Origin of the sequence: Asticcacaulis sp. SL142 (genome assembly GCF_026625745.1) — a bacterium.
In the GTDB taxonomy this organism is placed as follows: domain Bacteria; phylum Pseudomonadota; class Alphaproteobacteria; order Caulobacterales; family Caulobacteraceae; genus Asticcacaulis.
The window spans coordinates 2,057,190-2,072,383 of sequence record NZ_CP113061.1 but is presented as its reverse complement, the minus strand read 5'-3'; the positions used below and the strand labels follow the sequence as shown (position 1 = coordinate 2,072,383).

The window sequence follows — 15,194 nt, the reverse complement described above, 5'->3', positions numbered from 1 at the left end:
ACCTATCTCATCCCTAAAAAAATGCGCTCGTTCTCGATTTTAAGCGGCACGGTCGGGGTGCAGCCCTTACCGGCATCGGTGCCGACCGCTTCGCCGGTTTGCAACGAAAACGACCAGTTATGCAGCGGGCAGGCGATATGGCGGCCGTGGACGATGCCTTCGGACAAAGGCCCACCCTTGTGCGGGCACTTGTCCATGACGGCGTAGTATTCGTTATCGACCGTGCGAAAGACGGCGATGGCCCCAAGGTCAGTATCGACACGGCGCGCGCCTTGATACGGCACATCAATGGCCGCGCCCACATCTATCCAATTGAGCGTAACATTGGCGTTCATCACGCAGTCTCCGTAATATGATCTTGTGATGTGCCTTCGCGTAAATCAGCCAGTGGCGAAAAGACCTTGGCCGGTTCGGATTTCGGAGCATGTTCCGCCCACGGATCAACCTGAAACACGGCTTGGGATTCGAGGAACCGGGCCTTGAGGTCAGCGCGGGTTTCTTCGTCAAACAGTTGGGTTTTGACAAACTCCAACCCGACGCGCTCGATCCACGGGGCGGTGCGTTCCAGATACCAGGCGTCTTCGCGGTAAAGCTGAACAAAGGCCATCGAATAGTCACGCGCTTCGGCTTCGGTGGCGACCTTGCACAACAAATCGGTGCCGCGCAGGTGAATACCGGCATTGCCGCCGACATGCAGTTCATAGCCGGAGTCCACGCAGATAATACCAAAGTCCTTGATGGTCGCTTCGGCGCAGTTACGCGGACAACCGGACACCGCCATCTTGAACTTATGCGGCATCCATGAGCCCCAGGTGTCCTGCTCCAGCTTAATGCCAAGCCCGGTCGAATCCTGCGTCCCGAACCGGCACCATTCAGAGCCAACGCAGGTCTTGACCGTGCGCAGGGCCTTGGCATAGGCGTGGCCGGAGACCATGCCTGCGGCATTCAAATCCGCCCAGACGGCGGGCAGGTCGGCTTTTTTGATGCCGAACAGATCCAGCCGCTGACCGCCGGTGACCTTGACCATCGGCACATCGAACTTGTCGCACACATCAGCAATGGCGCGCAGTTCCTTAGCTGAGGTCACTCCGCCCCACATGCGCGGTACAACTGAATAGGTGCCGTCTTTCTGGATATTGGCGTGGTTGCGTTCATTGACAAAGCGTGAGCGCGGATCGTCATGATATTCGCGTGGCCAGGCGCACAGCAGGTAATAGTTCAGCGCCGGACGACAGGATGAACAGCCATCGGGCGTGGTCCATGTCATCGCCTGCATGACATCGGGGATCGTCTTGATTTGTTGTTCAACGATAGCTTTTCGCACGACCGCGTGGCCATGGTCAGTACATTTGCACATCGGCTTGGGGCCGGTCTGGGCCTTGAACGCATCGCCCAAAGTCACCTTCAGCAGTTGCTCGACAATGCCGGTACACGACCCGCAACTTGCCGAAGCCTTGGTGCAGCCGCGCACCTTATCGAGGTTGTCCGCGCCCCCGCAGATCGCTTCAACCACAGCCCCCTTGGTAACGCCGTTACAGCCGCACACTTCCGTGTCGTCGGGCCATGCTGCAACGGCGGCATTAGGGTCCACGCCGGCTAAAGCCTCCGTCACCGCCTGACCAAAGATCAGGGTGTCGCGGATATCGGCAATGGTTTCGCCTTTTTTGATCAGGTCGAAATACCACGCCCCGTCAGCGGCTTCGCCGAACAGCACCGTGCCGACCAGTTTATTGTCCTTGACCACTACGCGCTTATAGACGCCGCGACCGGGATCGCGGAAGACGATGTCTTCGCAGCCTTCGCCGCCATTGAACTGACCGGCGGAATAGAGATCGACGCCGGAGACCTTAAGGCGGGTCGCCAGTTCCGAGCCGTAATAGGCGGCGTCCGGGTTCTTACCCGTCAGCACATCGGCCAGGGTCCGGCACATATCCCAGATGGGTGCGACCAGACCATAACAGGCCCCGCGATGCTGCACACATTCACCGACCGCGAAAATGCTGGGGTCTGAGGTACGCATCTGGTCATCGACCACAATGCCGCGCTCTACGGTTAGGCCCGCCGATTTGGCCGGTTCAACGTGTGGGCGGATGCCGACGGCCATGACCAGCAGCGAGGCCGGGATGATGCGCCCGTCTTTGAGTTTCAGCCCCTCAACGTGGGTTTCCCCGACAATGGCTTCGGATTGAGCGCTGAGGACCGAGATCACGCCGCGTTCCAGCAGCGCTTTTTCCAGCAGGCGACCCGCGGCCTCATCAAGCTGGCGTTCCATCAGCACATCGACAAGGTGAATGACGGTCGATTTCATACCGCGCTTGGCCAGACCGTAAGCGGCCTCAAGACCCAACAGGCCGCCGCCGATCACGACCGCTTCGCCACCGGCATTCGCGGCCCTGGTCATCAGGTCGACATCGTGCAGATCGCGGAACGCGACCACGCCCTGAAGGTCAGAGCCCGGCAGGGGCAGGCGGATCGGATCGGAGCCGGTTGCCAGAATCAGATGATCATAGCCGATGGCTTGACCGTCATGCAGAATGACCTGCTTGGCGACGCGATCTATCGACTGCACCCAGTACCCAAAATGGGTCTTGACGCCATTGGCATCGTACCAGGCATCAGAGTGGGTGACGATATCGTCAAAGCTTTTCTCACCGGCCAGAACCGGCGACAACTGAATACGGTCATAGGTGGCGCAGGCTTCGGCGCCGATGATCGAAATGTCAAAGCTTGACGAATCTCGCTTTAAGATTTCCTCGACGATGCGGCCACCGGCCATGCCGGCTCCGATCACCACAATGCGTTGTTTGTTGTCCATAACGGCGGCCCTCAAGGGGTGAAAGGTTGCGTTTTGGCCAAAAAAAATCCCGCAACCCTTGGGGCGCGGAGCCTTTACGGGTTGCGGGACATCTTTGTCCTATGGAGCCATCACCTGTCATCATTGACGGGAAACGGCGAATTTAATTAGACCCTCATTGGTCTGTGATTTTATTACGCCTGTCTTTTGCAAAAATGTCAAACTGAAATTGTGCGGCGCGTTGTTTTCAGTTTAGATAGCCAAAACAGAGCGGGGGATATGTCGCTATGGCCGTTGCCACCACACGCCTTAAGGCTGCCATAGGCTATAGCAGCCATATTGGGCGGCGTAGTGATAATCAGGATTTCGCCGCCGCGTGCCTTGCCGATGCGCGCTCACATCACGGGCTGGTCGCCGCGGTGGCGGACGGGGTCGGCTCGCGCAAGGGCGGGCGGGTGGCCGCCGAACTGGCTGTGCGCTCCTTTATTGACGATTACCTCAGCCAGTCTGAAGCCCTGTCGCCGCAAAAGACCGCCGGTCGGGCGCTGGAGAGCATCAACCACTGGATTCACCTGCAAGGGATCAAGGACGAAAACCTGAAAGGCATGGCCTGTGTCTTCACCGGCATTGTCATCAAGGGGCGTCGGCTGCACAGCTTTCATATTGGCGACACCCGCCTTTATCGCCTGCGCGAAGGGGCGATGGGGCTTTTGACCCGCGACCATAAGCCGGATGGGGCCGAAGCCTCGAACTTTATCACCCGCGCCATTGGCTTTGATGAAGCGGTACGCATTGATTACCGCGTCCACGATGTCATGCCTCATGACCGGCTATTGCTCTGTTCGGACGGGGTGCATGGTAAGCTAAATGATACCCAGATCGGCAATATTCTGGCGCAGCGTTTATCGCCGGATGAAACCGCCAAAAAGCTGATTGATCTGGCGATGGAGCTGGGCGGTGATGACAACACGACCGCTCTGGTCATCGACATTTTCGAGCTGCCGCCAGCCACGGTGAAGGATCTCGATGCCTTTATATCGCGCCTGCCTATGCGCGATCCGCCGGAGGTGGGCGAGGAGATTGACGGTTTTAAGCTGGAGGCCATGCTGTCGGACGGCATCTATAGCCGTGTTTTCCGCGCCCGTGACCTGAATGAGCCGCGTACGGTCATCCTGAAGTTCCCTAAGCCCCATAATCTTCAGGCCGATACCTCGGCCCGTCAGGCCTTTGTGCGTGAGACCTGGGTGGCCAGTCGCGTGCAGCATATCTGGATCGGTTCGGTTTTGCTGCTGCCGCCCAAGCGTCAGACCTGCCTCTATGTGGCCCAGCCCTATTATGAGGGCGAGACCTTAGAAAAACGCCTGTCGCGCAAGCCCGCGGTGTCGCTGACAGAGGGGCTGGATATCGCCATCAGGCTGGCCAAGGCGCTGGGGTCGCTGCACCGCGCAGGCGTCATCCACCGTGATGTGAAGCCGGATAACATTATCCTGCTGCGCGATGGCGGGCTTAAGCTGCTTGATCTGGGCTTTGCGCGTTTGCCGCTGCTGGATCAGCCGATAGGGATTATTCCGCCGGGGACGGCCAACTATATGTCGCCGGAAATGTTCGATGGCGAATGGGGCAATGAGCAGTCCGATATCTTCGCGCTCGGCGTTACCATCTACCGTATGTTCTCCGGCGGGGCGTTTCCTTATGGTGAGTCCGAGCCGTTCACCAAACCCAACCTGACCCGGCCGGATTCGCTGCTGAAAAAACGCAAGGACCTGCCCGCGTGGCTGGAAAGCCTGATTGTGCAGGCCTTGGCGCCCGATGCCACTGAGCGTTTTCAGGATGGGTTCGAGATGGCATTCAAGCTGGAAAGCGGGGCCTATGCGGCGGCCCCGACCTCACTCAAGCAGCGCTATTTCGAGCGTTTCCCCCAGCGCTTCTGGCAGTTGACGACGCTGATCCTGTTTATCGTTCTGCTGCTGGTGCTGGGCAGCGGACTGCAAATCACGCCGGAACTGATGCGGGGTTTTCTGGATCGGTTGGGGTAGCCAGAAAAATATACTCCCCTGCCTGTGGCGGGGGAGGTGGCATTGAGCGTAGCGAAATGACGGTGGGGGGCTTCTTAGAGAAAGAGCCCCCACCACCCCTTTGCTACGCAAAGCGGTCCCCCTCCCCATCTTGATGGGGAGGTATAAAAAGGATTAAGCAGGAACCGGTTCGAACTTGACCACGCGGTCATGTTCCTCAAGGAAGCTGACGATCTCTTGGCGGCAACTCATGAAACTGCGGTCATTGTAAAGCTCTCGGCGCACCCGCGGACGCGGTGAGGTGACGTCAACAATCTTGCCAATCGTCGCCTTGGGGCCGTTCGACATCATCACCACGCGATCCGCCAGCAGCACGGCTTCATCGACATCGTGGGTAATCATCAAAACCGTGGCCTTGATGCGGTCGTGCAGTTCCATAACCGTGTCCTGCAAATGGCCGCGAGTCAGGGCATCCAGTGCGCCGAACGGTTCATCCAGCAGCAGCACCTTGGGCTCCATGCTGAGGGCGCGGGCGATACCGACGCGTTGTTTCATGCCGCCGGAAATTTCGCCGGGGCGCTTATCCTTGGCGTGGGTCATCTTGACCAGATCGAGATTGTTCATAACGCGCTCATGAACCTTTTTCATGCTCTCAGAGTGGCCATAGAGTTTGTTGACCGCCAGCTTGACGTTCTCATAGACCGTCATCCACGGCAGCAGGGAGTGGTTCTGAAACACTACGGCGCGCTCCGGGCCGGGGCCGGTGATTTCCTTGTTTTCCAGCAACGCTGCGCCCATAGTGACGGGCACCAGCCCCGCCACCACGTTCAACAGGGTCGATTTCCCGCAGCCGGAATGGCCGATGATCGAGATAAACTCGCCCGTTTGAACGCTTAAGGACACATTGTCGAGCACATGGGAAATCACCCCGTCGCGCTCAAAATCGACATAGATATTTTCAAGGGAAAGAATGGGTTTTTGCATGAGGAGGCTCCTTAATTCCCTCTCCCCGTTTACGGGGAGAGGGTAGGGTGAGGGGCAATAAAGGTTAGGGGCAAATATTGATCAGTCGGCGGTAGTCCCACGCGACACATACTGACCCAGCATGGCCACCAGACGGTCCAGAATAAACCCGACCATGCCGACCCACATCAGGGCAACGATGATGTCGGACATGCGCGACGAATTGTACTGATCCCAGATGAAGAAGCCGATGCCGACCCCGCCCAGCAGCATTTCCGAGGCGACAATGGCCAGCCAACTCATGCCGACACCGATGCGCAAACCCGTGAAGATATGCGGGGTGGCGGCGGGCAGCATGATCTGGAAAAAGAACTCGACCGGATGCAGGCGCAACACCTTGGCGACATTGAGATAGTCCTGCGGGATATTGCGCACACCGACGGCGGTATTGATCACGATCGGCCAGATCGAGGTGATGAAAATCACAAACAATGCCGAAGGTTCCGCCTCGCGCAGGGCTGCCAGCGAAATCGGCAGCCACGCCAGCGGCGGCACGGTGCGAAAGACCTGAAAGATCGGATCAAGGCCCTTACGCGCCAGATCGACCGTGCCGATAAACGCACCCAACAGCACACCCGCAATGGCCGCCAGACCAAAGCCGATCCCGACCCGGCTGAGTGAGGTCATGACATGCCAGAACAGGCCTTTGTCGACCCCGCCGCGATCATAGAACGGGTTGAAAATCAGTTCCTGCGATTCCATCAGCACCATAGAGGGCGCGGGCAGCCCGCCCGGAAAGGCGTTGGAGATCACTTCCCATATCAGCAGGAAGGCGGCGATGGTCAGGGCGGGCATCAGCCAGGTCGAGACCTTATCCGCAAACTTACGCAGCTTGGCGGCATTGATCTGCTTTTGCTGGGCGAGCGCGATCGGATCGCGTGGGGTGACGCGTGTAGCGACGGGAGAGGCATCTTTGGTGTGAGTCTCTGGCACAGATGCCTCTCCCGTCGCGAGTTTAGGTGTATCGAAAGCCATGTCAGGTCTCCGCGTTAAGCCAGTTTCTTGATCGGCTGGCTGTTGAGATAGGCGGCAGGGTTGGCCGGATCGAAGACCTTGCCATCGAAGAATTTCTCAACACCGCGCGAATCCGACGCCGGGGTCTTGATGCCGTATTGCTTGGCCACTTCGCGCCACAGGTCGGCACGGTTGACCTTATTGACCAAAGCCTGCGTATTCACCGCATCATCGATAATGCCCCAGCGCTTGTTCTCAGTGACGAACCAGGCATCGTGCGACTTGTACGGGAAGGCGGCGAAATCGGCCCAGAACTTCATCAGGTGTGGAGAGCCGGTGACATTGCGGCCATCGCCGTAATTGATCTTGCCCTGCAGACGCGGGACAATGTCATTGATCGGCACATTGATGTACTGACGACCGGCCGCAATGGCGCACATGGCCTGACGGTTGGCGTCGCACCATTGTTGAGCTTCCATAGTGGCGGCGATCAAAGCCTTGGCGGCATTTGGATATTTATCAACCCAATCAGCGCGCATCCCCAAAGCTTTTTCAGGATGGTTCATCCAGATTTCGGAGGTGGTCGTGGCGGTATAGCCGATCTTTTGATTGACCAACTGGCCGTTCCACGGCTCGCCCACGCAGAAGGCATCTTGCGTGCCAGCCTTCATATTGGCGACCATCTGAGGCGGCGGAATGACGATGGTGGAGCAGTCGGTATCAGGGTTCACGCCCGCCGCCGCCAGCCAGTAGCGCAGCCACAGGTCATGGGTGCCGCCGCGATAGGTCATGGCGACCTTGGCCATGTTGCCAGCAGCTTTCATCTGGGCGAACTTGGCCTTAAGGCCCTCCGCATTGAGGCCAACCTTAACGGCCTTAAGATCGTTGCCGACGCTGATGCCCTGACCATTGGTATTGAGACGGGTCAGAATATACATCGGGGTTGGGCGGGCACCGACACCCAGTGTAAACTGGTACGGCATGGGCGACAGGATATGCGCGCCGTCGATGCCGCCGCCCTTGGAGCCCAGCACGATATTATCGCGGGTAGCGCCCCATGAGGCCTGTTTCAGCACCTCAACATCGGGCATGCCGTACTTGGCGAACAGGCCGCGTTCCTTGGCGATAATCAGCGGTGAGGCGTCGGTAAGCGCGATGAAGCCCAGACGGGCCGAGGCGACTTCCGGCCCCTTTCCGGCTGCCCAGGCTCCGGACGGCAGGGCCAGCTTGGCGGCAGCCAGCGTCAGGGCCGCGCCCGTCAGGAGTGTGCGGCGTGAGGGCTGGATGTCAGCAGAAAGCGCGCTAGAGACCGCATTAGATTTGATATCAGTCACGTTTTTAATTCCTCTTAAATCTTAATGAAATCAGCATGAAAAATGTATTCGACGCATCGCGGCGAAACTTTTTCATGAGCGCTAAAGCTTGTATTCAAGGCCGACCCACACCTTGGTGCGGGAGGCGGGTGCAGCGGTGTTGGCGCGCTCAAAATCGGCATATTTCAGCATCAGGCTGAGGTTTTTGGTCAGGCCCGCGGTCGCCAGCGCATCCCATTCCGTGCCCAGCGCCTGCCCCGTGCGTTCGGTCTCAAGGTCGCGGTAAATGACCGTAAAGGTCGGGTTCATCAGCCACGGCACCTTGGTGTGAGTGGCGGCGATCAGGCTGAAATTCATGTCCTTGATGCCATTGATGTGGGTTTTGTTACCGCCAGTGGCCGAGAACACATCCGACCAGCCCTGAAAGGCATGGACGGTCCCAAGCGGTGTGATGAAGCCCTGCGTGCCGTTGCCCTCAAGCACTTCGTAGTTCAGCTTGGCGGTGAAGATGTCGTAGGTAGCGCTGACATCAGCCGAATATTGCGCCAGTTTGAAATCGGCGGGGTTGTTGGCGTAGTCCTTTTGTTCGGCGTACTGGGCGGCATAGGCCAGCTTGAACATCGAGGCCCACAGGCTGCCGGTGGCGCGCACCCCGTACGTATTGGTCGATGAGGCGGCGGCATTGTCGAACTCAAGCGCGTAGTCAAAGGCTTGCAGTTTCAGGGCTTCTGACACCGAATAGGTGGCGTTCAGGACATGGGACTGCGAATCCCAGTCGCGTTGTTCGGCTAAGATCCGGTTGACGCCGGTGATATAGGCATAGGTCAGTTTCAGCTTGCCAATGGCGGTATCGATGCGGGCGGCGTCAAAGGTTTGCTCATCCTGACGCCAGCCGACCGAACCGATAAAGCGCTGATCATCAAGGGCGATGCGCTGACGGCCAACGGTGACGGTCGTAAAGGCCGAGGGCGTCCATGTCAGTTGCAGGCGATTGACCTCAGTCACTTCCGGATCAGCAACGACCGCAAACGCGGTTTTACCGTTCAGGTTTGAGTTATAATCGCCGTCAAGGGCACGGACATCTTCTATTTCGGCCAGCAGTTTCAGGCCCTTGAATTCACCGGACTGAAAACCGGCGCGGTTGCGCCAGGTTAAGGCACCGGTTTCACGTAAGCCGGCTTGCGTGACGTTTTCAAATCTCAGGCGGGACTCAAGTATAGGTTTTGAGGCCTGTAATGCCTCAGCAATCGTATCCTCGGCGAAAGATGATGTTGAGATACCAGCACATGTCAATGCAGTGGTCGCGCAGAAAAAAAAGCGCAGGTTCCCGATAGGCTTAAGTTTTGCCACTTTTAATATCCCCAATGTGTGAGCAAAAAAAAACGCCTCAAGAATTTTTCACACCGAAAACCGATGCGATCAAAACTTGAGACGTCACTGTCTTTATGATGGAGGTTTAAACGCCGTCCTTGGCGAATAAAAACGCTTTAGCCGTCCTTGGCTATACTCTAAGCCTCATCCTGATTTTTAATTTCGTCAATGGAAATTCGTGCATTTGCGAAATATTTTTCATATCAGGCGGTGCGGTGCAGCAAAAATGTCACGAAACTGCCATCTAAGCCGTTATTTCCAAGGCTTTGCGACGCTTTTAGGTGTGCCGCTTGAATAGTTTCTTTTGAAATTACCGACTTAATCGCTCAGGCGCTGCGGAAAATGCCGCCGTCAAACAGCTCATTGGCGGGCATTAAAATGGGGTTGGGTGTGGCGTCCAGCGTCCACGGCAGGGGCTCACCGCCTTCGGTTTTTTCATCGGTTGTGGGAATATCCAGCCCCAGAGACGCCGCCGCCTGCCGCCACAGATCGGGACGGTAGATCTGGCGGGCAATGGTGTCAAAGTCGTGCTCAGGTGTCGTAAGCCCCCAGCGCACAAACTGGCCCATGAACCATTTGGCATGACTGATCCACGGGAAGGTTGTGGTTTGCGGGTCAAGCAACAGGCCCGCCCCTTCGGTCGACAGGGCCAGTTCAATGGCCTCTAATGGCGCCCCGACATAGCCCGGTTGCGCTAGAATTTTGGCCAGATCGGCGGTGTCGGCCGCCTTTGCCCACTGGGCGGCTTTGAGAAGGGCGCGCACCAGAGAAATCACCCCGTCAGGGTTCTCGACGGCCCACGGTTCGCGCACCCCTAACACCTTTTCGGGTTTGAGCGTCCAGAAATCGGGGTCGGAAAACAGCACCTGCCCGTCGCCGTTAAGCTGCGCCATCTGTGGCCAGGGTGAGCCGGAGCAAAAGCCGTCGATCACTCCGTCGCGCAGGGCATCGGCCATCCGCGACGGCGGCAGAACCACCCATTGCACCTGACGGTCAGGATCGATCCCCCCGGCGGCGACCCAGTGGCGCAGCACGAAATGGTGGGGCGAATAGGCAAAGGGCATGGCCAGCACGACCTTGGGAGCCCCCGCCGCACGCCTGCGCGAAATCTCGTCACGCAGGGCGCGGGCGGTGTCGAGCAGCTTGGCCTTATCGTCATGAATAAGCGCCGTCATCAGGCGCGAAGACACGACCACGCTGTTGCCATTGGCCCCCAGCGCCATCGGGGCAATGATCTTGCCCAAAGTCGGCCCCAGCCCTAAGCCCCGCGACAGCGGCATGGGGGCCAGCACATGGGCGGCATCCAGCAGGCCGTACGACATCTTATCGCGGATGTTTGACCAGTTGGCCTCACGGCTTAAGGTCACATCCAGTCCTTCGGCGCTGTAATAGCCCAGCGCCTCGCCCAGCAGCACAAGGGCCGAGTCGTTAAGCGGGCTGAAACCGATCTTAAGGCTTAGAACCATTATCCTTCTCCCGGTTTCAAAAGGCCGGATATAGCCAGAATATCGGCGGCGACGGCGGCCATCGGCCGACCGGTATCCATGGCATGCTTGCGCAAAATCTTATAGGCGTCGTCTTCGCTGATCCCGCGTGAGGTCATCAGAACGCCCTTGGCGCGATCGATGCTCTTGCGGGCGGCAAGATCGGCCTTGGCCTTGGTCAGATCGGCCCGCAGGGTCTGCATCAGGTTAAACCGATGGGTAGCCACCGTCAGGATCGACGCGACTCGATTCGGCGAATAGCCATCGACAATATAGGCGGCGACGCCTGCCTCCAGCGCCTCAGCGGTCGTATTTGCGTCTGAGCGATCCACAAACATAGCGACAGGCCGCGGGGCCTGCTCATGGGCGATCTGGAGCGCATCGAGTGTGTCACGGTCAGGACTCTCGCAGGCGATGATCACCATCTCAGGATTAATGTCCTTAAGGCGCGCCAGTTCAAAGCGCGGCCAGTGATGGATGGTCGCATCCTGATGAGCGCTATCCGCGCGGATGCCTTCGGCCACCAGGGCCGCGCGGGCATCATCGGGATCGATAATCAGGACGTTCATGCGAGAAACTTTTAGCAAGGCGGTGAATCGCCCCTTACGGCTATGCTATAAATGCTGCATCGCGCAAGAGGGCAGGTTGCATCAAATGACGCTTAAGTGACAAAAAATCAGGCCATCTTGACGCGAGGGGGCCATATCGCTTATGTGTGGGGATAACAGCGATTGGGGAACTGGCCAACGGAGGTCAGTGTTCCGGGACGAACCGGACAGTCGTAATTCAACCTTACATTCCCCCACACGCGTGTTTACGCACGTCTTGTCATCGCAGGTTCGTCATGATCTCCAAAGACTTCCTTAAGGCCGGGCACGCCCCGACTCTGTTTTCTGCCTTTCTCTATTTCGACATGAGTTTCATGGTCTGGGTGCTTTTGGGCGCGCTCGGTGTGCAGATTGCCGCCGATCTTGGCCTGACCCCCGCCGAAAAAGGCTTCATGGTCGCCGTACCCATTCTGACCGGCGCTTTGCTGCGCATGGTCAGCGGCGTGATGGTCGACCGTATCGGCCCGAAGATGACCGGCGCGATCAGCCAGATGATCGTGATTGCCGGTTTGTTGCTGGCGTGGCTTTTGAACGTCAATAGCTATGAAGGTATTTTAGCCCTCGGTGTTGTGCTGGGCGTGGCCGGATCGTCGTTTGCCGTGGCCTTGCCGCTGGCCTCGCGCTGGTATCCGCCGCAGTATCAGGGCATTGCACTCGGTATCGCGGGCGCGGGTAACTCCGGCACCGTGTTTGCGTCTTTGTTTGCGCCGTCATTGGCTAAGGCGTTCGGCTGGTCGACCGTGTTTGGTCTGGCGGCCATCCCGCTGATCATCGCCTTTGTCATCTACATGCTATTTGCCAAGGACGCACCGGATCAGCCCGCGCCTAAGAAGTTTGAGCAATATCTGAGCATTCTCAAGGAACCCGATGCCTGGTGGTTCATGCTGTTTTACGGCGTCAGCTTCGGCGGGTTTGTGGGCTTAAGTTCCTCGCTCAACATCTATTTCAACGTCGAATATGGGCTGGGGCCGGTCATTGCGGGCTTCTTTACGGCGGCGTGTGTGTTTGCAGGCTCTCTGGTGCGCCCGATCGGTGGCGGTCTGGCCGACAAAATCGGTGGCATCCGCACCTTGTCGATCATGTATGTGGTGGCGGCGATCGCTCTGGTGATCATGAGCGTGAAACTGCCCAGCGCCTATGCGACCCTGGGCGTGCTGATTGTCGGCATGAGCGCGCTCGGCATGGCCAATGGCGCGGTCTTTCAACTGGTGCCGCAGCGTTTCCGCAGCGAGATCGGCGTGATGACCGGGCTGGTCGGCATGTTCGGAGGCATTGGCGGTTTTTATCTGGCGGCCAGTCTGGGTCTGTCCAAACAAGCTCTGGGCAGTTATCAGCCCGGCCTGATCGGCTTTGCGGTGCTGGCGGTAATTGCGTTTGGCGGCCTGACCCTGATCAAGCGGCGCTGGCGCACGACCTGGGGTGCGGCCATTGCCGATGCCCGGATTTAACCTAAAGTTTTAGTAGCGTAGCGTAAAAAAGACCTGCCTTCCCCATTAGGCGGGTCTTTTTACTTATGCCAAGGTCGGAGAGACCAGCGACTGATGCAGGGATACCCCCGCCACCATGCCGTCTGCGACCGCCAGACTGACGGCGTGCTGAGGCCGGGCGACATCACCAGCCGCATAAACACCAAGGATAGTGGTCTGGCGACGGTCATCGGTAGTGATAAACCGCCCCATAGGGCTGTCCTCAATGGCGCAGCCTAATTGCTCGGCAATAGGGCTGTTGAAGCGAGTTTCCGCGCCGATAAAAAGGGCGCTAATATCGTGTATGCGGCCATCATTTAAACGTACAGCCGACAGGGCTGTGCCATTACCTTCAAGGGCGGCGACAGGTGCTGTCTCTATGGTAATGTTGCGGGCCGCCAAAAGCCTGCGGGCCTCATCGGTTAGTATATCAAGCCCATTGGTGAAGAAGGTGGCCGGCCCCCAGTCGGAGACCAGTTCGGCCTGATGCACCGACATGGGGTGCGATGCCAGCACGCCGATCTGGCCTCCGCCGATCTCATAGCCGTGGCAATAGGGGCAATGCAGCACGCTTTGTCCCCAGCGGTCTTTAAGGCCTGGAATTTCAGGCAGAATATCAGACCGGCCCGACGCGATCACCAGTTTTGCGGCCTCTACCGTTCGGCCCGAATCGGTTTCAACGCTAAATCCGGCGGCCGTTTTTTGGGCCGACACTGCGCGACCGCTGTGAAATTCCACGGTCGGATAGGCGCTTAACTGGGCGCGGGCCGTCGCCAGAATATCGGCAGGCGCTACCCCGTCCTGCCCCAGAAAACCGTGGGCGGCTGCGGCAAATCGATTGCGTGGTGATCCGGCATCAATCACCAGAACCCTGCGGCGGGCGCGGGCAATATAGGTCGCGGCGGACAGGCCGGCGAAACTGCCGCCGATAACAATGGCATCGTAATTCATTCTGAATCTCCTTTGGTTTTAAGGTGTCGGTTCCACATGTCGGCCAGTGTCGTTTGACCGAAGGGCTCCATGCGTTTTTGAAAATCAGCCGTCAGATCGGCCAGAGTGATGGTTTTCAATCGTGCCATCAGCAGAGCCTCGGCGGCGGTCATGGCGTCATCAAGGGCGGCATTGACCGCCTGCTCGACCAGACAGCGCGGATTGTCAGAACGGTGGCCAAGGGTGAACAGGTCGGTGATCCCCAGCGCCTGATGGATGTCAAACAGCGTGATGGCAGCCGGGGACTCACTCAGCACCCAACCGCCGCCGTGACCTTTTTCGGACGCGACAAAACCGGCTTCACGAAGGCCTGCCATTGTCCGGCGGACCACGACCGGATTGGTGTTCAGCATGACGGCCAGTTCCGCCGAGGTGACGGGGCGGTCTAACTCGATCATGTGGATCAGCACATGCAAAACGGAGGACAGGCGGTTATCATGTTTCATGTAACTTTAAATGTTACATGACGGGGTGCGCGTCAAGATGTGAAGCAAATTATTTTAGTTTTTGGCTTTATGCCGGTCCATCCACAGCAGGGTCATGATGATCGCAAAGGCAAACACCGCAAGGCCCGCCGCCAGTTGGTGGGCCTCGTCCCAGCGCAGTTGTTCGACCAGTTGGTAGATGCGGATCGAGATGACTTCGGTCTTGCCCGGAATAGAGCCGCCGATCATCAGCACCACCCCGAACTCACCGATGGTATGGGCAAACACCAGCAGCGCCGCGGTCACAAAGCCTCTGCGCGACTGGGGCACGACCACCTCAAAAAAGGTGCGCAGACGCGACGCACTTAAAGATGAGGCGACATCGAGTTGCTTGGGGTCGATGGCAGTAAAAGCATTGCGGATCGGCTGAACGGCAAATGGCAGGGAGTAGAACACCGATCCGATAACCAGCCCCGCAAACGTAAAATTCAGGGTACGGATACCGAACGGTTCAAATAAAACCATCAGCGGACTGTTCGGCCCCATCGCCACAAGAAGATAAAACCCAAGCACGGTCGGCGGCAGGACGATAGGCAGGGTGGTGATGGCGGTCACCACATCCTTAAAAACGCTATGGCCGCGCGCCAGCCACCAGGCCAGAGGGGTGGCGATCAGCAGCAGCAGCACTGTCGTTACCGACGCCAGCGACAGTGTAATATAGATCGCGTCCCCAAGCCCTTCGCTGTCCACG

Annotated in this window: 13 protein-coding genes; 2 read left to right on the top strand and 11 right to left on the bottom strand. The window is 58.2% G+C overall.

Translation table 11 applies throughout. The features are described 5' to 3' along the window. Positions 1–2: 2 nt before the first annotated feature. Entirely contained in the window at positions 3–335 is a 333-nt protein-coding gene (gene nirD, locus OVA03_RS09385) for a nitrite reductase small subunit NirD (RefSeq protein WP_267523957.1), read from the bottom strand. Then, positions 335–2,815 carry a nitrite reductase large subunit NirB gene (nirB, locus tag OVA03_RS09380; protein ID WP_267523955.1) on the bottom strand — a complete coding sequence of 827 codons (2,481 nt, stop codon included), beginning with the start codon at positions 2,813–2,815 and terminating at the stop codon, positions 335–337. The genes nirD and nirB overlap by 1 nt, the downstream gene beginning before the upstream one ends. 266 nt (positions 2,816–3,081) lie before the next feature. On the opposite strand from nirB, the gene OVA03_RS09375 reads away from it, so the two are divergent. Beyond that, positions 3,082–4,830: a bifunctional protein-serine/threonine kinase/phosphatase gene (locus OVA03_RS09375; RefSeq protein ID WP_267523953.1), complete on the top strand. Its 1,749-nt coding sequence runs from the start codon at positions 3,082–3,084 to the stop codon at positions 4,828–4,830. 153 nt (positions 4,831–4,983) lie between these two features. On the opposite strand, the gene OVA03_RS09370 is transcribed toward OVA03_RS09375, so the two are convergent. The 6 genes from OVA03_RS09370 to OVA03_RS09345 all read right to left on the bottom strand — a co-directional run bounded on the left by OVA03_RS09370 (position 4,984) and on the right by OVA03_RS09345 (position 11,523). Beyond that, positions 4,984–5,793, bottom strand: a complete 810-nt coding sequence (locus OVA03_RS09370) for an ABC transporter ATP-binding protein (RefSeq protein WP_267523950.1) — start codon at positions 5,791–5,793, stop codon at positions 4,984–4,986. An 81-nt stretch (positions 5,794–5,874) separates the two neighbouring features. Next, on the bottom strand, positions 5,875–6,702 hold the full coding sequence (gene ntrB / locus OVA03_RS09365) for a nitrate ABC transporter permease (protein ID WP_420710505.1): 828 nt from the start codon (positions 6,700–6,702) through the stop codon (positions 5,875–5,877). Between the two features lie 119 nt (positions 6,703–6,821). Beyond that, complete coding sequence (locus tag OVA03_RS09360; RefSeq protein WP_267527704.1) at positions 6,822–8,072, bottom strand: CmpA/NrtA family ABC transporter substrate-binding protein; 1,251 nt, start codon at positions 8,070–8,072, stop codon at positions 6,822–6,824. A gap of 129 nt (positions 8,073–8,201) precedes the next feature. After that, on the bottom strand, positions 8,202–9,449 hold the full coding sequence (locus OVA03_RS09355; protein WP_267523948.1) for an alginate export family protein: 1,248 nt from the start codon (positions 9,447–9,449) through the stop codon (positions 8,202–8,204). 347 nt (positions 9,450–9,796) lie between these two features. After that, positions 9,797–10,936 carry an ABC transporter substrate-binding protein gene (locus OVA03_RS09350; RefSeq protein WP_267523947.1) on the bottom strand — a complete coding sequence of 380 codons (1,140 nt, stop codon included), beginning with the start codon at positions 10,934–10,936 and terminating at the stop codon, positions 9,797–9,799. After that, on the bottom strand, positions 10,936–11,523 hold the full coding sequence (locus OVA03_RS09345; RefSeq protein ID WP_189485289.1) for an ANTAR domain-containing response regulator: 588 nt from the start codon (positions 11,521–11,523) through the stop codon (positions 10,936–10,938). Before OVA03_RS09345 ends, OVA03_RS09350 begins: the two co-directional genes overlap by 1 nt. Before the next feature lie 275 nt (positions 11,524–11,798). Here OVA03_RS09345 and OVA03_RS09340 point away from each other — a divergent pair, with 275 nt between their 5' ends. Next, positions 11,799–13,010 (top strand): nitrate/nitrite transporter, encoded by a 1,212-nt coding sequence (locus OVA03_RS09340; RefSeq protein WP_267523946.1) that lies wholly within the window; start codon positions 11,799–11,801, stop codon positions 13,008–13,010. 63 nt (positions 13,011–13,073) lie between these two features. On the opposite strand, the gene OVA03_RS09335 is transcribed toward OVA03_RS09340, so the two are convergent. The 3 genes from OVA03_RS09335 to modB are packed head-to-tail and all read right to left on the bottom strand — an operon-like array spanning position 13,074 to position 15,193. Further along, entirely contained in the window at positions 13,074–13,979 is a 906-nt protein-coding gene (locus OVA03_RS09335) for an NAD(P)/FAD-dependent oxidoreductase (RefSeq protein WP_267523945.1), read from the bottom strand. Next, positions 13,976–14,464, bottom strand: a complete 489-nt coding sequence (locus tag OVA03_RS09330; RefSeq protein ID WP_267523944.1) for an Rrf2 family transcriptional regulator — start codon at positions 14,462–14,464, stop codon at positions 13,976–13,978. Before OVA03_RS09330 ends, OVA03_RS09335 begins: the two co-directional genes overlap by 4 nt. A 54-nt stretch (positions 14,465–14,518) precedes the next feature. Further along, complete coding sequence (modB, locus tag OVA03_RS09325; protein WP_267523943.1) at positions 14,519–15,193, bottom strand: molybdate ABC transporter permease subunit; 675 nt, start codon at positions 15,191–15,193, stop codon at positions 14,519–14,521. Position 15,194 lies beyond the last annotated feature (1 nt).